The organism is Bordetella genomosp. 4 (assembly GCF_002261185.1).
Taxonomy (GTDB): domain Bacteria; phylum Pseudomonadota; class Gammaproteobacteria; order Burkholderiales; family Burkholderiaceae_B; genus Bordetella_A.
In genome coordinates this window covers 120,056-139,231 of sequence record NZ_NEVQ01000008.1, presented here as the reverse complement: position 1 = coordinate 139,231, position 19,176 = coordinate 120,056, and the positions used below count along the sequence as shown (strand labels likewise).

The 19,176-nt window shown below is 58.3% G+C and carries 16 protein-coding genes and 3 tRNA genes; 7 read left to right on the top strand and 12 right to left on the bottom strand.

Going from position 1 to position 19,176, the window contains the following annotated elements; all coding sequences use genetic code 11:
• Positions 1 to 66: 66 nt before the first annotated feature.
• On the bottom strand, positions 67 to 774 hold the full coding sequence (locus CAL20_RS05900; protein ID WP_094820142.1) for a FadR/GntR family transcriptional regulator: 708 nt from the start codon (positions 772 to 774) through the stop codon (positions 67 to 69).
• 232 nt (positions 775 to 1,006) lie between these two features.
• Between CAL20_RS05900 and ilvD the strand changes: the two genes are divergently transcribed.
• The 3 genes from ilvD (at position 1,007) to CAL20_RS05885 (ending at position 5,498) form a co-directional block, all read left to right on the top strand.
• On the top strand, positions 1,007 to 2,716 hold the full coding sequence (gene ilvD / locus CAL20_RS05895) for a dihydroxy-acid dehydratase (protein WP_094837410.1): 1,710 nt from the start codon (positions 1,007 to 1,009) through the stop codon (positions 2,714 to 2,716).
• Between the two features lie 71 nt (positions 2,717 to 2,787).
• On the top strand, positions 2,788 to 4,074 hold the full coding sequence (locus CAL20_RS05890; RefSeq protein WP_094837409.1) for an MFS transporter: 1,287 nt from the start codon (positions 2,788 to 2,790) through the stop codon (positions 4,072 to 4,074).
• Positions 4,075 to 4,124: 50 nt separating this feature from the next.
• Positions 4,125 to 5,498, top strand: a complete 1,374-nt coding sequence (locus CAL20_RS05885; protein WP_094820139.1) for an FAD-dependent oxidoreductase — start codon at positions 4,125 to 4,127, stop codon at positions 5,496 to 5,498.
• A 229-nt stretch (positions 5,499 to 5,727) separates the two neighbouring features.
• Here CAL20_RS05885 and CAL20_RS05880 read toward each other — a convergent pair whose 3' ends face one another.
• The 6 genes from CAL20_RS05880 to CAL20_RS05855 all read right to left on the bottom strand — a co-directional run bounded on the left by CAL20_RS05880 (position 5,728) and on the right by CAL20_RS05855 (position 10,041).
• Complete coding sequence (locus tag CAL20_RS05880) at positions 5,728 to 6,138, bottom strand: hypothetical protein (protein WP_094820138.1); 411 nt, start codon at positions 6,136 to 6,138, stop codon at positions 5,728 to 5,730.
• Entirely contained in the window at positions 6,135 to 6,803 is a 669-nt protein-coding gene (locus CAL20_RS05875; RefSeq protein ID WP_094820137.1) for a DUF433 domain-containing protein, read from the bottom strand. The genes CAL20_RS05880 and CAL20_RS05875 overlap by 4 nt, the downstream gene beginning before the upstream one ends.
• 602 nt (positions 6,804 to 7,405) lie before the next feature.
• Positions 7,406 to 7,490 (bottom strand) — tRNA-Leu (locus CAL20_RS05870).
• 103 nt (positions 7,491 to 7,593) lie between these two features.
• Positions 7,594 to 8,199, bottom strand: a complete 606-nt coding sequence (gene secG / locus CAL20_RS05865) for a preprotein translocase subunit SecG (protein WP_094820136.1) — start codon at positions 8,197 to 8,199, stop codon at positions 7,594 to 7,596.
• 18 nt (positions 8,200 to 8,217) lie between these two features.
• Positions 8,218 to 8,964, bottom strand: coding sequence for a triose-phosphate isomerase (gene tpiA, locus CAL20_RS05860; RefSeq protein WP_094820135.1), 747 nt, complete (start codon positions 8,962 to 8,964; stop codon positions 8,218 to 8,220).
• Positions 8,965 to 9,063: 99 nt separating this feature from the next.
• On the bottom strand, positions 9,064 to 10,041 hold the full coding sequence (locus CAL20_RS05855; RefSeq protein WP_094820134.1) for an NAD(P)H-quinone oxidoreductase: 978 nt from the start codon (positions 10,039 to 10,041) through the stop codon (positions 9,064 to 9,066).
• A 124-nt stretch (positions 10,042 to 10,165) separates the two neighbouring features.
• Here CAL20_RS05855 and CAL20_RS05850 point away from each other — a divergent pair.
• Positions 10,166 to 10,253 (top strand) — tRNA-Ser (locus CAL20_RS05850).
• 9 nt (positions 10,254 to 10,262) lie between these two features.
• Positions 10,263 to 10,347, top strand: a tRNA-Leu gene (locus CAL20_RS05845).
• Positions 10,348 to 10,420: 73 nt separating this feature from the next.
• On the opposite strand, the gene CAL20_RS05840 is transcribed toward CAL20_RS05845, so the two are convergent.
• Positions 10,421 to 12,025 carry a Hint domain-containing protein gene (locus tag CAL20_RS05840; RefSeq protein WP_094820133.1) on the bottom strand — a complete coding sequence of 535 codons (1,605 nt, stop codon included), beginning with the start codon at positions 12,023 to 12,025 and terminating at the stop codon, positions 10,421 to 10,423.
• Positions 12,026 to 12,461: 436 nt separating this feature from the next.
• Between CAL20_RS05840 and CAL20_RS05835 the strand changes: the two genes are divergently transcribed.
• A complete protein-coding gene (locus tag CAL20_RS05835; protein WP_094837485.1) occupies positions 12,462 to 13,100 on the top strand; it encodes a DedA family protein in 639 nt (212 codons plus the stop codon).
• A gap of 686 nt (positions 13,101 to 13,786) precedes the next feature.
• Entirely contained in the window at positions 13,787 to 14,785 is a 999-nt protein-coding gene (locus tag CAL20_RS05830) for a helix-turn-helix domain-containing protein (RefSeq protein WP_094837408.1), read from the top strand.
• 9 nt (positions 14,786 to 14,794) lie between these two features.
• On the opposite strand, the gene CAL20_RS05825 is transcribed toward CAL20_RS05830, so the two are convergent.
• The 4 genes from CAL20_RS05825 to CAL20_RS05810 form a co-directional block, all read right to left on the bottom strand.
• On the bottom strand, positions 14,795 to 15,715 hold the full coding sequence (locus CAL20_RS05825) for a hydroxymethylglutaryl-CoA lyase (protein WP_094837407.1): 921 nt from the start codon (positions 15,713 to 15,715) through the stop codon (positions 14,795 to 14,797).
• A gap of 10 nt (positions 15,716 to 15,725) precedes the next feature.
• Positions 15,726 to 16,682: a Bug family tripartite tricarboxylate transporter substrate binding protein gene (locus tag CAL20_RS05820; RefSeq protein ID WP_094820129.1), complete on the bottom strand. Its 957-nt coding sequence runs from the start codon at positions 16,680 to 16,682 to the stop codon at positions 15,726 to 15,728.
• Between the two features lie 127 nt (positions 16,683 to 16,809).
• Positions 16,810 to 17,991, bottom strand: coding sequence for a CaiB/BaiF CoA transferase family protein (locus CAL20_RS05815; protein WP_094837484.1), 1,182 nt, complete (start codon positions 17,989 to 17,991; stop codon positions 16,810 to 16,812).
• 207 nt (positions 17,992 to 18,198) lie between these two features.
• Positions 18,199 to 19,122, bottom strand: coding sequence for a LysR family transcriptional regulator (locus CAL20_RS05810; RefSeq protein WP_094820128.1), 924 nt, complete (start codon positions 19,120 to 19,122; stop codon positions 18,199 to 18,201).
• Between the last annotated feature and the right edge of the window lie 54 nt (positions 19,123 to 19,176).

Here is a 19,176-nt window from a genome sequence, read left to right as displayed (position 1 = left end):
CAGACAGGCGCCTTTGGTTTACAGCGATCCCATTGGCGCCGGATGCATCTGCATTGAGCACGAATGCTAAAGGACTTCCTTATCCACGTGCTGGACCACCAGATCGATGACACGCGGCGTGTTTTTCGATGCCAACGCCTCGATGATCGCGCAGTGCTCTTGGTGCAGCGTGTCGCGGCTCTCCGGCACGAAACCGTAGATTCTCCAGGCCTGTATCCACAGCTGGTGGATCTGCGTCTGCATCGCGGACAGGATAGGATTGCCAGCCAATTCGGCGACCTTGGCCTCGAAGCTCAGATCCAGGCCGGCATTCTCTTCGAACTCACCCTTTGCAGTCTGGTCCTGAGCATTTTCATCGATCAGTTCTTTCAGAACCCGAATGCTGCCTTTGTTGGCTTTGATCGAATACGCCTCGAAGACCGCGCGCTCGACCGCAGTGCGTGCCGCGATCAATTGCTGCATGAACTCCTTGCTCACGCCCAGCGCCAGCAGCGCATTCAAGCTGTCGCCACTCGTGGCAACGGCTTGCTTCTCGACAAAATAAGTGCCGCTGCCCACGCGAGTCTCAATGCGTCCGGCCGCCTCCAGAACCTTGAGCGCCTGGCGGATGGACGAACGGCTCACGGAAAAACTTTCAGAGAGTTCTCGCTCTGAGGGCAGTTTGTCTCCGATCTGGAATTGGCCGCTGTTCAGCAGGCTCTCAAGCTGCTGGCAGACCTCTTGAAAAATGTCTGTCCGCTTGATGGGAAGCATAGAAAAACGGGGCTTGCTCATGTGGGCTCGATGCCGGACATCCAAAAATAAGGGACTCGGAACTTTACCATTCTTCGGCAAAATGGTCCGTCCACTTTCTCATACATCGCTTTGACTTCCCTATCAATTGGGGTAAATCTGAATAAATTGGATAGTTGTCAGACCACTTTTAGTCGGATAGCATACCAATCACCCCCAGTCTTATCCGTCGCACTGAGCTGCGTACGGGCAGCGAAACCAGGAGACAGCAGCAATGTACAGAAGCAATTTTGAGCCCGGCTCCACCCGCTGGGCGGTGCGGCGCAGTCAGTGGCGCAGCATGGGCATCCGTGAAGAAGACATGGACAAACCCAAGATCGCCATCATCAACACCTCGAACAAGCTCTCGTGCTGCTATGTCCATCTGGATGCCATCAGCGCTCTGGTCCAACAAGCCGTCCGCGACGCTGGCGGCCTGGCCTTTGAAGTACGCACAGTTGCGCCCAGCGATTTCGTCACCAGCGCAGGAAAAAAAGCGCGCTACCTCATGCCGACCCGTGATCTGATGGTCAACGAGGTGGAATGCATGATGGAAGGCGCGGTGCTGGACGGCATGGTCTGCCTGTCTTCCTGCGACAAAACCACACCGGCCCACCTCATGGCGGCAGCGCGCCTGGACGTTCCTTCCCTGCTCTTGACCTGTGGCTACCAGATCGGCGGCAAGTGTTCCAACGAGAAGTTCGAGGATCAGTTCTTCGACATCGACGACGTTTATGAGCAGATCGGCGCATTGGCGACCCGCACGATCACGCTCAAAGATCTCACCGACATGACGGATGTCGCAATCCAGTCGCCCGGCGTCTGTGCCGGTCTGGGCACCGCCAACTCCATGCATATTGTGGCGGAAGCGATGGGTATGACCTTGCCCGGCAATTCGCCCATCTGGGCCAACGGCCGCCGTCTGAACGAATACGCACAAGCCGCCGGTCGTCAGATCGTCGAGCTGACTCGCCACGGTGTCTCGGCGCGCAAGATCATTACCGAAGAAGCGATCCGTAATGCAGTCATGATGGTGCTGGCCGTTGGAGGTTCAGTCAACACGGTGCGTCACATTGCTGCCATCGCCACCGAGGCCGAGCTGCCATTGGATGTGGTGAAGCTGTACGAGGACTACGGCAAGTCCATCAAGCTGCTGACCGCTGTGCGGCCAAATGGGCCCTTCCGCACCGAAGACCTGGAAGCAGCCGGCGGTACGCCCGCCGTCATGAGTCAACTACGCGAACATCTGCATCTCGATGCGCTCACCGTGACACGTCAGACCGTCGGCGAGAACATCCGCGATGCACGAGTCAAAGACAGCAAGATCATCCACTCGCTGGCCGATCCGGTCAGCCTGCGGCCCGGCGTAGGCATTCTGCGCGGCAATCTGGCGCCCAATGGCGCTATCGTGAAACTATCCGCCGTGCCAGGCGAACGCGCTGAGTTTTCTGGTCCCGCCAATATCTACGAAGGCGAGGACGAAGCCATCGCGGCCCTGGGCGAAGGCCAGATCAAGAAGGGCGACGTGATCGTATTGCGAAATATGGGTCCCAGTGGTGGTCCCGGCACAGTATTCGCCTGCAGCTTTGTGGCGGCTCTCAATGGCGCTGGCATCGCTGAATACGTGGCGGTCGTCACCGACGGTGAGTTGTCCGGCTTGAACCGCGGCATCATCGTCGGCCAATTGATGCCCGAATCCGCAGCCGGCGGCCCGCTCGCCGTGGTCAGACAGGGCGAAACCATCCATATCGACTTCGTCAACCGCAAGATCGACATGGACGTTCCCCAGGATGAGATCGCCCGGCGCCTGAGTGAATGGCGCCCGCGCGAGCTCGAACTCGGCGGCGGCAACAGCACTTATCTCTTGCAGTATGCCCAACTCGTGCAGCCCATCGAACAGGGTGCAGTGCTGGGCAAACGCAAGGTACACGCGCATACCTCTTGATCCCGGCCGGCGCCCAGTTCAGGGCGCCACACCGGCCAACACATAACAACGGCACACGGAGACAGCCCATCATGTCCATGCAGACAGAGGCACAGAAATCCAGGAAAGCGGGTCTGGCAGCATTCATCGGCACCGTCCTGGAATGGTATGACTTCATCATCTATGGCACCGCAGCGGCCATCGTACTCAATAAGATTTTCTTCCCAAACAGCGATCCACTAGTCGGTACCCTCGCCGCTTTCGCCACCTATGCAGTCGGATTTCTCGCACGCCCCCTAGGCGGGCTCGTGCTCGGCTACCTGGGTGATAAGGTCGGCCGAAAAAGCGTACTGGTACTGACACTGTTCCTCATGGGCGGCGCCACCACCGCCATCGGTCTATTGCCCGGCTATAACAGCATCGGCCTATGGGCACCGGCATTACTGGTATTGATGCGATTGATCCAGGGCTTTGGCGCGGGTGGCGAATACGCGGGCGCTGTAGTCTTGTCGGTAGAACACGCACAGAAAGGCAAGCGTGGGGCCGCCGGCGCATGGGCGCCGCTGGGCTTTGCCGCAGCTACATTGCTCGCCAACGCGGTGTTCTTTTTCTTTCTGTATACGTTGAGCGAAGAGCAATTCATGGCCTGGGGATGGCGCCTTCCCTTTTTGCTCGGTGCAGTCTGCGTGCTGGTCGGCTATCTGATCCGGCGCAACATCGAGGAACCACCCGCCTTTGAAAAAGCCCAGCAGTCGCAGCAGACAAAGAAAATTGGCCTGCTCTCAGCCATCAAGCACCATCCGCGCAGCTTCTTTATCGTCATCGGCTCGCGTATGGGCGAGAACGGGTTTGCGTACCTGTATCCCGTGTTTTGCGTGTCGTACATGGTGACCACGCTCAAGATGGAAAAGTCGATGGCATTGTGGGCCGTCATCATTGCATCGGCTATCCAGCTCGTGACGATTCCGTTCTATGGCGCACTGTCCGATCGCATCGGGCGCAAGAAAGTCTACCTGGGAGGCATCATTTTCTCGGTACTGTGGCTGGCGCCGTTTTTCATGCTGCTTGATGTGCAGGCTTTCTGGGCCGTAGCGCTGGGCTTTGCGGTCGGCTTGGGAATCGCCTATCCCGCCATGCTGTCGCCACAGGCTGCCTGGTACGCGGAACTCTTCGACACCGAATTCCGGCTGGCAGGCTTCGCGTTTTCACGCGAACTCGGCTCGCTGCTGGCTGGCGGCCTGGCGCCCTTTATCGCGACAGCGCTCTACACCTATTATCAGCACTGGTGGCCTATCGTGGTCTACATGGGCGGTATGGGTATCCTGACCCTGATCGCGCTCGCACTAGGGCCTGAAACCGTGCACAAGAACATCGATTAACGCAGAGGCAGCCGCCGTCAACGGTGGCTCGCACTGATGAAGGAGACAGCATGGACAGTAGCAACACTGATTTCCCCGCCTGGCATCTCGAAAGCCGTTACGACGCGATGCCCGACCTGCCCGTCCTGGCAGAGGTCGATGTACTGGTCGTGGGCGGCGGCGCTGCCGGCGTGGCAGCCGCGACCACAGCTGCCGAACATGGCAAACGCACCTTGGTGCTTGAACGGTACGGATTTTTTGGCGGCGCGGCCGTGGCCGGTATGTCAGGGACGATCTGCGGCATGTATCTGGCGAGCGACGTCCACGCCGAACCCCGTCAGGTCGTCCAAGGATTCACTGAACGTTTCCGCGCCGAGCTGGCCCGCCGCAATGGCGTCACGGCACCACAACGCTACGGCAAGACCTGGACGGTGACCCACGATCCGCTCATGTGGAGCGAGACCGCGGATCAACTCGTCGAGCAGGCCGGCGCCAAAACGCTGTTCCATACCAGCGTGACCGGCGTCATCATGGAACAAGACGCTTGCACCGGCGTAGTCATCGAATCGGCCGCAGGGCGTTCCGTCATCCTGGCCAAGCGCATCATCGACGCGTCTGGCGACGCCGCGGTGATTGCGCGCGCTGGTTATGCCTACGTTTTCGGTGACCATGGAAAAATCCAGAATCCCACCATGTTCTTCAGGCTCGGCCAGATCGACATGCCGCGATTTCTCGCCTATTGGGGCGAAGACACCATCAACCCGCCCAAGGTCAGCGAAGCGATCGAACAGGCCGATGCCTCGGGCCGCTACGTGCTGCCTCGCAAGAAAATCTGGATATTCCCCACCACCCGCCCCGGCGAGCTACTGGTCAATGCAACCCGGCTGACGGCCCGTGACGGCCATATGCTGAACGTCATCGACCCGGAGGACTTCACCGAAGCCGAAATCACCGGACGCCGCCAAGTCCGCGAATATGCCGCTTTTCTCGCGGACAATATTCCCGGCTGCGAGGCGAGTTACGTCGTTAACACCGGTACGCAAGTCGGTGTCCGCCAGACCCGCAGCATCGTGGGCGTGGAGACATTGACCAACGACGATGTACTGTCCTGCCGCAAGCGTGATGACGGTATCTGCAGAGTGCCATGGCCGATTGAGCTGCACGCGGGCGAAAAACCCAAGCTGCATTGGTTGCTGGATGACTACTACGAAGTACCCTATCTGGCTCTCGTACCTGAACAAGGCGAAAACCTGATCGTGGCTGGCCGTTGCCTGAGTGCCGAACATGAGGCGCTGGCCTCGGCGCGCGTTACTGCACAGTGCTTCGAGTATGGCCGAGCCGCGGCCGTCGCGGCCATACTGTCGCTGGATAGCGGCCGACGCCTGCGTGATATTCCGGGACAGGAGGTCCGCACCACCATGCAGGCGCTGGGAAGCGCGCTATAAAGGCCAGCCACGACTTAGAAGTAATACCCCAAGCGCACATTCGCCGACTGGCTCAGGAACGAACTGCTGAAGTCGGCGCTGTATCCGGCTTTGATCTCCAAGCCATTTGCACGGAGCCCAGCGTTCACCATGGACCGACTTACTTAGACTGGAGCATGCTTCAGTCTGGTAGACCGTTACGCTAACCCCACCCACCGAGAAGCTGATGAGCAAACGGCAAGGGAGAGGGTCATAGACGGATTTGTTCGAACCTCCCGTTCATGCGCCACGGCACTCGAACGGCTGCCCCGCCCTGGACCCGCGTTACATAGTCTTCTATCGCAGGCCACCAGCGAACTAAGTTTTGAGCCTTATCCCAATATTTGTGGTCAGACCACTGCTTACTAAGAACGAACACCATCAGCCCGGATTTCCGCAAGGCCTCACGCTCCAAATCATTCTTGCGTAGGCCATCCTGTGATATCACTGCCCATCCGCCCTCTTGACCGAGGGAAGGGATCCATTCGTGATCAGGCGTCGCAGGCGGAAATCGCTCTTTTAGATGGATCACCTCGGTCGCGATACTGTGCGAACCTTTGCAGAGCTCGCGAATCCCGGCCGCTAAATGCAGCGATAGATTGTTGTCGAAGAAGAACTTCAAGCGGCCAAAAGCTGGCTCTCGTACTTCACGGCGGCTCCAACTTCAGCAGGCGTGATGTCGAACTGCGCAGCTACCGACTTTTTATCACCCTCGACCTTCATGGCTTGGGCGATTATTTCTGTGGGAATCCCGTGCTTTGCCAGTATTGGGCGACCAAAGGCGATCTCAGGATCCAGCACGATGACTTTACTGTTTTTGATGGGATGCCACCGCAGTGCCGCGCCCTCTGCGTCGAACAAGATGCCAGCGTACAGATTCGGCCGGATTATGTGATCGAAGACCAACTGCCGTTTCACGAGGTCGGTGAGTTCTCCGTCCGATTTCACTGCCTCGTAAAAGATTGATTTGCCGTCCGTCAGGAAGCGATTCGTCGTAAAAGGATAGGCGGTCTTGAACAGGTCGCGTGAGCTTTCGATTGCCGCTCGTATCACTCGGGTCGGCAACCCGTTGTCAGAGAATGCCTTGACGATCCGGAGCTCCATCAGATCCCGGAAGCCCAGGACCTGCTCCCCTGTGTCCGCATATTGTGGTTTCCACAACGGCGGCAGGTCCTTCCCTTTATTATTTTTATAACCGAACAGCCAGCGGCGTATCTCACGAATCGATGCCTTCGTGATTGCCGCTGCTTGGTTCGGGGTGTATAGGCCTTGGCCGATCAAATTCATAGATACCCTTCATACGGGAGTATTTGTACCATAGCGATGCCAGCCGACGGCAGATAACCCGAGCAATTCCCCACAAATTCGGACGAAATAACGTTGCACCAACCGCCTCTGAGCGGGTTTCATTTGCCTAGTCGGTCGATATATTGCTGCTACCAACCCCAACATCGATCGTGCCGTACATCTCCCACACTCCCCTCTGTTTGTCCGGCCTCGTTCGTACGCGCGCATCCTGTCAGGCCGGCAATCAGTACAGCGATGGCAACAAAGCGGGGAAGGTTTCCAGAAGTCATGCGAGCATCCTCGGACAGGCCTGATACCTCATTCTATGCCACGGCTCGCTGGGCACAACGTCACCGCCTCAGGACGACTTTCTATTGCCTCTAGCGGCCGTTCTTCGGCCACCCTTCCCTAAAGGCGGAATAGAAGCGATCTCTGGGCCAATTAGCTTTTTTCAGACTGAAGGCGGGACTAAACCCTCAAAACCCAAAAGATTTCCCAAAACCATAGATTCTCCAATCAGCAGTAGAGCCTCATAGCCAACAAAAAACCCGCGCCTCATTACGAGAATCGCGGGTCTGATGTGTACTGCTTGAACTAATCTTTGGTGCCGACGGCGAGACTCGAACTCGCACAGCTTTCGCCACTACCCCCTCAAGATAGCGTGTCTACCAATTCCACCACGTCGGCTTACCTGATCCCGGGAAAGGTATGTAACCATCCCAGAAAAGTCCGGCATTCTAGCATGAATTCGATGCCTCAGCCAATGGGTTGAGGCATCGATGGTCGCACATTATTGAGCGGGCTTTTGCTCTGCGGGTTGGGCAGGCTTGGCGGGCTCTTCCGAAGGTGCCGGCGTAGCGGGCTTTTCAGCCTCGGGCTTGTTCTCTGCAGGGGTTTGCGCAGCAGGAGCAGGCGTCTCAGCCGCGGGCTTGTCGGTAGGCGCAGCGGGAGCGGCAGGCACATCAGGAGCCGGTGCAGACTGAGGCTGGGCAGCACCCGGTGCAGCCGGGACGGACGGCACGGAAGCGTCAGGCTGTGCCGGCGCCGACGATTGCGGCACGGACGAGCCGTTGTTCGAGCCCGGAACTTGCGGGACGGAACGATCCGCCGGGAAGTTCTGCATCACGCCGGAGTCAACAGCATCCGGCGACGACGAGCCCTTGTGGCTGACATACGCCAGGCCCAAGGTGGTGGCAAAGAACACCACGGCCGCCCACTTGGTCGTGCGCGACAGAAAGTTGGCCGCCCCGGTGGCGCCGAACAGGCTGCCGGCAGACCCGCTGCCGAAAGCCGAACCCATGTCGGCGCCCTTGCCCTGCTGCAGCAGGACCAGGACAATGATCGCCAGGGCGGACAGCACCTGCACGATCAGCAAGATGGTGAGTGTCAAAGACATTAAAGAGACTCCGGAAACTTAGGCTGCGGCAATGCGCAGGAATTCTTCGGCCACCAGCGACGCGCCACCAACCAGCGCGCCATCGATGTCCGGCATAGCAAACAAGGTGGCTGCATTGGCGGCCTTGACACTGCCACCGTACAACACACGAACCTGCCCCGCCCCCAAACCACGCAGGGCGATGCGAATCGCGCCGTGGACTTCTTGGGCCTGCTCGGGAGTAGCGCTCAGGCCTGTGCCGATGGCCCAGACGGGCTCATAGGCCAGCACCATGCGCGACAAAGCATCGGCGCCCAGCGCCAGGACCGGCTCGAGCTGACGCTCGATGACACCCAGCGTATTGCCGCCTTCGCGGTCCGCCAGCGACTCGCCGACGCACACCACCGGCGTCAGACCTGCGTCCAAGGCGGCACGCGCCTTGTCGGCAACGACTTGGTCGGTTTCACCATGCAAGGTACGGCGCTCGGAATGGCCTGCCAGCGCCAGACGGCAACCGAAGTCTTTCAGCATGGGGCCGGAGACCTCGCCGGTGTAGGCGCCCTTGGCGTGCGCGCTGATGTCTTGCGCACCCCAGGATACTGCGCTGCCGCTCAGGACGGAGGCTGCCTGAGCCAGGTACGGGAACGGCACGCAAACGCCAATTTCGCAGTGCGAAGCCGGATCGGCGGCACGTAGCGCCTCGAGCAATGCGGCGTTCTCGGCCAGGTTGCCGTGCATCTTCCAGTTGCCCAGCACGAGACGGGCGCGGTTCTCAACAGTGGTCATGGCGCAAAATCAGGATAAGGGCGACCCGGACAAAATCCGGGTCAAACCCAAGATTGTATCCTGTTTACCGGAAATTACGCTGCGCTGTGATAGCGGACGTTACACCGTCAGGATAATTTTGCCGATGTTCTCGCCGGCCTCCATCATGGCATGGGCGGCAGAGGCCTGTTCCAGAGGGAATGTGGCATGGACAATGGGCTTGATGCGGCCTTGTTCCAGCAGCGGCCAGGCGCGCTCGCGCAAGGATTTGGCAATGGCGCCCTTGAATGCCACAGGACGTGGACGCAGCGTGGAACCGGTCAAGGTGAGGCGGCGACGCAGAACCTGGTTGCCGTCGATTTCGCTGCGGGCGCCGCCCAACAAAGCGATCACCACAATGCGGCCGTCGTCTGCCAGGCATTTCATGTCGCGGTTGATGTAATCGCCTGCCACCATATCAAGGATCACATTGACGCCCGTGCCCCCGGTTGCCTCGCGCACGACCTCGACAAAATCCTGTGTCTTGTAATTGATGCCCTTGGCCGCACCCAGCGCCTCGACGGCACGGGCACGCTCGTCGCTTCCGACAGTCGCGTAGACCGGGTTGCCCATCGCACGCGCCAGCTGGATCGCCGTGGTGCCGATGCCGCTCGCACCGCCATGCACCAGCAGCGACTCGCCCTCTTGCAGCGCGCCGCGGTCGAACACGTTGCTCCAGACGGTGAAATAAGTTTCAGGCAGGCCAGCGGCCTCGATCTCGGACAGCCCCTTGGGGATAGGCAGACACTGCACCGCGGGAGCGACGCAATACTCGGCATAGCCGCCGCCTGCGACCAGCGCGCACACCTTGTCGCCGATGGCGAATCCGCCTGCGGCCGGATCGCCACCTACGATTTCACCGGCGACCTCCAGGCCCGGCAGGTCCGACGCCCCCGGTGGCGGCGCGTAGTTGCCTTTGCGCTGAAACACGTCGGGGCGATTGACGCCAGCCGCAGCAACCTTGATCAATACCTCGCCCGCGCCGGGCTCCGGCATCGGACGATCGACCGGAACTAGCACCTCTGGACCACCGGGTTGAGATATTTCTATGGCTCGCATCGTGCGCCTCCTCGATTAAATAGATTATTATTGCGCCCTTTACGGAAGTTCCAAACTGCTTGCGCGGCACCAATGTCCGCAGCTTGGACTTCCTAGCTGAGGTATCATCCGCAGCTGCGAAACAGGAAGCGTGGCAGAGTGGTCGATTGCACCGGTCTTGAAAACCGGCAACGGGCAACCGTTCGTGAGTTCGAATCTCACCGCTTCCGCCAAAATGCGTTGCACCCATGGCGAAATTGGTAGACGCAAGGGACTTAAAATCCCTCGCCGCGAGGCGTGCCGGTTCGATTCCGGCTGGGTGCACCAATAGCAAAAAAGGCGGCCGAGGCCGCCTTTTTCACGTACTGCAAACGTCCTAATAGTTATTTATCGGCCTGAATCAGGCTGCTCGTTGCTGCTTTTCCCAGTACGAGTAGGTGCGCATCACATGCAGTTCCAATACCGCTTGGCCGCGCGCAGCATGCAAGCTCGCGGGAATGACCGCATGACCGCCCGTCCAGCGCATGGCGATACCATGAACATCCTGGACAGCATGCATCCCATTCAAGCTGTGAGCCAGCAGATCGATATCGCGGCGCCCTGCTTCGTCCTCAATGGTGATGCGAGCCAACCCTACGCCAACTTGACGCAGGTCGCGACGGGGACTCAAAGAAATGTCGCGCACCACGGCTGAACGCGAATGAATGTGCAAATCGCCGAGCGCGGCTCCGGCCGGCAACGCGAAACGCATCACGCCCTCTGATTGAGCGGGATTCTCAGCCAGGATCTCCTGACCATTGACCTCGACTCGCAGAGCAGGGTCTTTGATACGTACATTTTGCGTCATCTTTTGGGCACGCTGCATCAAACGTTTGCGCAGCGCCTCAACCACTGGACCGGAACGGACAATTTCAATCCCGTCGATGACGGGACGCACTTTTGCTGGCTCAAAATCCGGGCGCAGCGCAACCGTATGTGCGTTATCGAACATCGAACGGTTGTTCATGTCGATGTAGGACTCTGCCGGCATACCTTCGGCCAAGAGAATGTCGAATTTCTCCAGCTCGACGTGAAAATACTCGAATTCTTTCATGTCGAACTGCTGGATGATCGTCTGGCCGTTCACCAACAGCATGGCAGGAATCAGCGCCCCGTCAAAATAAAGATGGTGCATCGGAGATACGATCAGGTCACGGTGCGGCATTCCGGGGGCAATAGCGCTCTTTTTGAGCAACACAGGAAACGCGCGAATCGCGTCTTTCATCGGGATATGCTTTTTATGCAGCATGCGGTGGCCCAGCCATTTGACTGTCGCAACGCCGCCGCTGGCTGTCAGGACCTCATCCCCCGCACGCAGGTCTTCAACCCTCACCTCGCCATTGGGCGTGGCAATGTGCGTTCCTCTCAGGAAGCAAGCATAGGACATGCTACCGCCGTTGAAGTTGATCTGGCTGGGATCCAGATCGTCGGCGTTGAAGGTCGCAATAGTGTTGCCTTGTGCATCTTTGAAAACCAGATCGCCGTCGACATACTCGCCGCTGGCGGCGTTGGTGACCGTGATCTGGTCGCCTGCGCTGATTCCCGTCAGATTGACCGTCGGTGCCTGAGAAAGATCCGCGCCCGTAGTGTCATAAATCAGTGTCGACGCTCCCGAACTGCCGAGATCGATATTGACCTGAAAGCTCGGATCGCTCGACACGAAACTGGAATCCAGCTCCAAGGAAGAGCCATCCGACAGGTTGTAATTGAAGGTAGAACCTGTTCGCGCAGTGACATCCCCCGTGAGGAGTACATGCGCATTCTCACCGAGGTTCAAGGTCACGCTGGTGCCGCCTGCATTGCCTTGGACGGACTGGTTCACCTCGAGAACATCCGAAGAACCGGTCGTATTCGTGATGTTCAGCGTTGAGCTATTGCCGTAGTTCACATTCAACACGGTATCGCCGGGGTAGCTGCTTTGGTCGTGTGTTGCAGTAGTCGACCCAGGAACGTTTACGTCTGCCATGAAATCACCTATCCAAAAGATCAAGAAAAAAACGACTTGCCAGGGATAGGGGGCACCGCCTTGGAACAACTGAGTCGGCGGTTAATCGGCAGAAACTCTAGGATCAATACTTATTCGCAGCTTTTCGTCAATATTTGCTTTTATTATTTATAACTTCAATTATTTACTTTAAATTGCAAATATTTAGTTACTTAATTAGTAATATTGATTCAAAATTAATGCTTAATTTTACACGTCTTTCGCCCTGTCCCAGCAAGCGAAATCAGTTTAATCACGTTCAGTTTCATTTAAATCGGGGACGAATATGGCTTAACAATTCTTGATGTTTCAATTTATTGTTAAGCAATGTAAAGCCATACTGCCCTGCAACATTCGATAAAAACCAAGTCTCGACTCATGCGCTACCATGGGGTTCATCTACAGCCAATTTCCATGCATGGACACATACATCGACAAAATCGGCCAGTTCATTCAAGCCAATCAGGATTGGGCTGGCCCGATCACATTTCTACTCACGCTCGGTGAGTCGCTGATCATTGTTGGCCTGTTCATTCCGGCCACGGCGCTGATGCTCTTGACCGGCGGCCTGATCGGAGCGGGCACGCTCTCGCCTTGGAACGTATTGGCCTGGGGGATTGCAGGGGCCATCGTGGGCGACGCCCTGTCGTATGGTCTGGGCCGCTGGTTGGGCCCGAGCATGTTGCGCCGCTGGCCATTCAATACGCAGCGCACAGCCGTGGCGCGTGCGCGCCTGTTTTTCTCGCGCTACGGTTTTGCCTCGGTGTTGATTGGCCGTTTTCTCGGGCCGATACGTTCAACCATTCCGACTGTCGCAGGCATCATGGGCATGAAACACGCACGTTTTCAGCTGGCGAATGTCTTATCCGCGGTGGTTTGGCTTCCTTTGATGCTGGCCCCTGGGTTCATTACGGCGCGCAGCGTCGGCGCGATGCAGGATTCCCAAATGGGGCTGATTATCGGTACCGCAGCGTCCGTCCTGCTAGGTGTCGGGCTATTGGTCGGTTTCATGCGTAAACGTCAGCAACCGGAACGTGCCCGCCCCCGTCGCGGGTGAGCATCGCTGCCCCCTCTTGGATGAATCCAGGACCTGCTTTACGACATCAACGGCCGCATGAGCCCAAACTAGAGCCCGGCATAAGCAACCGAGCAACTTTCCCCAATGTGGCATAGGGATAGACAGCGCATTAGGGCCATGCCGGCCCTCTGAGCCGTCTATCGGTTCACATCCTCGGGTATCCGACAACGTACTTGTTATCGCATCGCGCCATTAACCCGCCGGCGCTTGACTTGCATGAACGCCGCCCATCTGCACCATATCGACGAGAAAATCGGCGTCCGGGTTGCACGGTAGCGTTGCATCATCGGGCCGTACGATGCAAAGGTCAGGCAACTTAATACGAATGGACTCACCTTCGGCGATTTCACCGGCGAGTTCGCACATTTGCGTGAAACACGGGCACTGGGTTGCGACATCGAAATACGCAGCGTGGCGCGCTTTGTCTTGCCTTTCATGAGAGCCTCTTACTAGGGAAAAAACAAGGGTGATTCACACGAGGCAACCGCCGCAATCGGCGCTGCCTGCCCGAAATGCCGCAAAGGCATACGCGGCGCGCTATGGTTAAGCGTGCCTCCGCGGTCGTCTATCGGTTTCACGCCATTTACTATCGGAAAAACGCGCTTTTTTATCTCGTCGCGAGGATTGTCTATTAATATGTAAACATCCATTACACGTGAGCTCAGATGATCTCGTCCCTATTTTCCCAGGTGCCATTCGATCAATATCGGATCGTCGATACCGCAGACCCCGATGAGGCGCGACAACAGATAGGCCAGGTACTCAATTCCTATCAACTGAAAATCAATAGCGGGCGGATTCTCCACAGCCGGCTGGACCTGGTTCCTTGCGGAGGTCTGTCATTACTCAAGAGCAGGCACGGGTATGGGGCGGACATCAGCATTGATCCCGATTGTCACGGCCTGGACGGCTATTACCTGCTCGTGCTACCCACGCAAGGGCACGCGGAGTTTCATTTCGATGGGCGTCGCATAGAGGTTTCGCCCAATAAAGCTTTCCTCATCAGCCCCGACAGGCGCTTTTACTTCAGAGTCAGCCACGACTACGAACAAGTCCTGCTGCGTCTGGACCGCCCGGCCATCGCCGACGCCTGGCAACGTCTGACGGGACAAGACCAAGCTCCCGACATCTGCTTCGATGCGATCATGCCCGTGCATACGGCTGGCTGGCAGGCGCTGATGCCTATGCTGCAATGGGTGGTGCGATGCTCGGGCCTGGGCCAGGGTCAGAACACCACCCAGGCGGCCTTGCTCGCCCAAACCGAGATGCTGGTGGCCACCACCTTGCTACTGCACCAACCACACAGCATGGCAGAGCACCTCTGGCCGGCACCACCGCCCTCCGTGCCCCAGACCATCCGACGCGCGCAAGCCTATATGCTTGAACATCAGGGCGAACGCGTGCCGGTGGCCATGGTAGCCAGTCACTGCGGCCTGTCAGCCAGGCGCTTGCAAGCCTTGTTCCAGAGTGAATGCGGACAATCGCCATTGCAATGGCTGCGTATGCAGCGTCTGCAATCGGTCCGACAGACCTTGTTGCACGGCGATGATGTGGGCACCATCAGTGAAATCGCGACACGCTTTGGCTTTACCCATCTGGGCGAGTTTTCGCAGGCGTACCGTCAGGCTTTCGGCGAAACACCCCAACAAACACGCGGCAGATAACCGGACCTGCTAAGACGTGGAGGTAAAGGTTTTAGGAATCCCTGCAGCGGCAACGCCGCTACGCAACGGATCCTCTGGCAGCGCCTGCGCCAAGATGGCTCTGGCATCCAGCAAGCGCGGCAAATCCACCCCCGTTTGATACCCCATGCTCTCGAGCATGAACACCAGGTCTTCGGTCACGATATTGCCTGATGCCCCGGGCGCAAATGGGCATCCCCCCAATCCGCCCAGGCAGGAATCAAAACCGCGGATGCCTTCGTTCAGGCCGGCCAATACATTTGCGAGGCCCAGCCCCATCGTGTCGTGCAGATGCAATTTGGTCAGCGTGGTACCTATCGCATCCTGTGTGGCGCGCACGGCATCGCGCACTTGAGCCGGATGCGCATAGCCCACTGTATCGGCCAAGGCAATTTCATCCACACCGGTACGTGCGACGGCCTCTGCCACTGCTGCCACCCGGGCCACAGGCACAACACCCTCCAGCGAACAGCCGAAGGCCGTCGCGACCGCAGCATCGATACGCATGGGCCGCGATTGCGCCCGCACCCATTCGACAATGGAAGCCATCATTGCAATCTGTGCGTCAGTGCCCTTGCCTACGTTGGCATGACTGTGGGTTTCGCTCACAGAGATGGGAAATGCCAGCACATGCGCCCCCGCCTCGTAAGCCGCCATCGCGCCTCGCAGATTGCACGCCAATGCACAAACCGTCAGGCCCGGAATCGTCAACGCCTCGGGCAGCACGACGCCCGTATCGGCCATCTGTGGCACGAGTTTGGGCGAGACAAAGCTGCCCACCTCTATCTCACGCAGTCCGGCACTGGCCAACTGCCTGATCCAACGCAATTTGTCCGCAGCAGGCATCATGCCTTTTGCCATCTGCAAGCCATCGCGGGGGCCGACTTCACAGAGCCTGACGTGTTGATTCATGGCATCCCTCCTATTGCACCGAGATCGCAGCATCCTTGATGGTCTGGCGCGCTTTGCTGATGTCTGCCTGGATCAACTCGGCAAATGCTGCGCTGGACATGGGGTTGGTTTCCAGTCCTTGCGACGCGAGTGCATCTTTCACATCTTTGCGTGCCAGGAGTTTGTTGAAATCTGCGTTCAGCCGCGACACGACGGAGGTTGGCGTTTTCGCGGGTGCCAACACACCATAGAACGTCACTACGCTGAAATCCGGGTAACCCAGTTCGGCGACCGTAGGGACATCAGGCAAGGCGGGGTTGCGCTTTAGCGACGTCACCGCCAGCGCCCGGATCTTTCCCGATTGAATCAAGGTAGCAGCCGACGAGATCGACGACCCGGCAAACTGCAAATGCCCACCCATCAAGTCCGCCAACGCGGGCGCCGAGCCTTTGTACGGCACATGTTGCATCTTGAAGCCGGCCTCATGCTGCAACATCTCCATGGCGATATGCACACCGCCACCAGTGCCCGACGTGCCGTAGGCAATCGAGCCAGGATTCTTCTTGGCAGCAGCAATCACTTCCGGCAAAGTCTTGTACGGAGACTTGTCTGACACCAGCAAGACCATCGGCGTGGTGGCCACCAGCGCAACAGGCGCCAGATCCTTGACAGGGTCATAGGCGACCTTCATCAACAAAGGAATCAAGGTTACGTTGTCGGACTGGCCGATGACGAGGTCATATCCCTCTGCCGGTGCGCGTGCTGCTTCGGCCAATCCCAACGCCGTTCCTGCACCGGGCTTGTTTTCCGGCACGACATCCCAGCCATTGAGCTCGTGTAGTTTGTTCCCCATCAAACGGCCGATATAGTCAGTGCCCCCGCCCGGGGTGGACGGAATGATGATGCGTATCGGCTTGGTGGGGTAGTCTTGTGCGTGCGCCATACAAGCAGCCGCCATCGCTGCCGCTGCGAACAGTTTGCGTATCATTTTCTATGTCTCCTTGTTGTAGATTTTTTGATGCTGGGCCATCCCAAAAACGCCCTTAGGGATGGCGCAACTCGGGTTGCCCGGCGGTATATATCCGCCTCTGTCACCCGTGAACCCTAGAACACGATCAAATAATCACACCCTCCGCGCGCAGGGCCTCGATACGCGTGGCGTCCAGTCCCAGCCCTTGCAGAATCGATTGTGTATCTCCACCCTGCGCAGGCGGGTCGGAACGTTTACCTACCTTGAGTCCATCAAACTCAATAGGCAACGCAGCCGTCGACACCTCTGCTCCATCCGGCAATTGCGTTTTGAGCAGCGCGCCCCCGGCATTCAAGTGCGCATCGCCCAACAGATCGTGCGGCTGCCGTATGGGACCGTAAGACAAATGAGCAGCCTCCAATGCCTCGCACAGCTCATCGGTCTTCCATTTTTTTAGGACTTCGGCGACACCAGGCACCAACCAGGAACGCGCAGCCTCGCGATCCACCGCAGTGCTCAAGCGTGGATCGGCCGCCCACTCGGGAGGCAGGAATTTTTGCGAGAAACTGCGCCATTGCGCATCGCTGACGACGGCGACAAACACGCGGCCGTCGGCCGTATCAAAGATGTCGTACACCCCCCATGGCGGCTTGCGCTCCGAACCGAAAGGTTTCGGCGCCTGACCCGTCAGTTGATACTGCGCGATGAACTGCGCAACCAACAGCAAGTTGTTTTCAAACAAGCCCGAGCGCACATGTCTGCCACGCCCCGTGCGATGGCGATCATGCAGCGCCGCCAGCGCGCCGACGACACCAAATGTCCCGCCCAAGATGTCATTCGCCGAGGGCGCCACGCGCTGAGGCGAGTCTGTGCTGCCGTTGATGTACGCGAGGCCGCCCATCATCTGCACCACCTCATCCAGTGCGGTACGGTGCTTGTAGGGCCCCGATAAAAAGCCCTTTAGCGAAACGTAAATCAGGCCCGGATTTTCGGCAGACAGAGACTCATAGTCCAGCCCATATTGCGCCAGGCTGCCATCACGAAAATTTTCCACCAGCATGTCGGCCTCTAGCGCCAATTGGCAAACGACAGCTTGACCCTCGGGATGCTTCAGGTCGATCGTAAGGCTTTTCTTATTGCGATTGAAAACCGGAAAATAGCCGATGCCGGATCCTTTCAAGCGGCGCGTGCGATCGCCATCGATCGGCTCCACTTTGATGACCTCGGCGCCCAGATCAGCCAGCGACAAGCCCGTGGCTGGCCCCATGATCATGTGAGAAAGTTCCAATACCTTGATGCCACGTAGCGGCAGTTCGGCCTGATCCATAAAAGCGGATCCCGGTGCTGCGGTCATCGATGTCTCCTGCTAGCCTGCTGAATAACAACGAGGCGGCATATGGAAACGCTCGAAATGCCGCCACCAACGAATCATCTTTTAATGATCATCGGGACCGGCGCATCGTGGGTAGCAATCTTTCAGCACGGGGGCATTCTCGTTTCGGAACATCCGGGATAGCCCTGAGTACCGTCCCGATCACGAATCCGGCGCAGGCACACCCAAATGATTCAACAGCACCCAGGCGGCAGGCGACAAGGCGCTCGCATCCTTGACGGCGATACAGACTGGCGTGCTCGCCCAAGGGCCTGACAAGGGGATAAATCGAATATCCAAATGGGTGTGCCGGGCCTGCAGATAGAGTGGCACTACAGCCACGCCCAGGCCTCGCGCCACCAGCATGCAAATCGTTTCGTGCGCGCTGACCCGGGCGCTGATGCGGCGTGTGACGCCTGCCTCGCGAGCCGTTTGCTCGAGTACACCGCTGATGCCGTTTTCGCGATTCAACTCGATCTGCTCAAAGGGCAGCAATTGCGCATAATCCAGAATGTCGTAGTCAGCCAGCAGGTGCTGGCCGGGTACGACGGCGGCCAATACGCAATGCTCCCACGGAAAAACCTGCAAACCCTCGTGCCCGAAATCCGAACCGACGGCGATGTCGGCGGCGCCCTCCAGTACGGCACGAAAGGCTTCCTGTGTCGTGTCTTCCAATAAGGAAAGATCAATCTGCGGATGCGTGCGACGAAACGATTGAATATACGCAGGCAGCTCGCCGGATAACGCAGCAACGCTGACAGCAAGGCGGATCTGGCCACGCACGCCTGTGGCAAAACCGGCCATCTCTGCCCGCATACGGCCCATACCCTGCAAAAGCAGCCTGGCCTGCACCGCCAATGCCGCGCCAGCTACGGTCGCCTGGACACCTTTAACGCCGCGTTCGAGCAACGGCACACCGAGGATTTCCTCCAGCTCGGACATGCGTTTGCTGACGGCGGACGGGACAATGTTCTCCCTGGCAGCGGCTCGGGCCAGACTGCCCTCTTCCAGAGCGGCAACGAAGAGACGCAGCGTAACGAGATCGATATCGCGCGAGGGCGATGGAGCAATAGGGGCGGATTTCATGGCCGGCGCGATAGTCTTACGTTCGTAGGAAAGAAGGTAATGATAGGCGCCAAA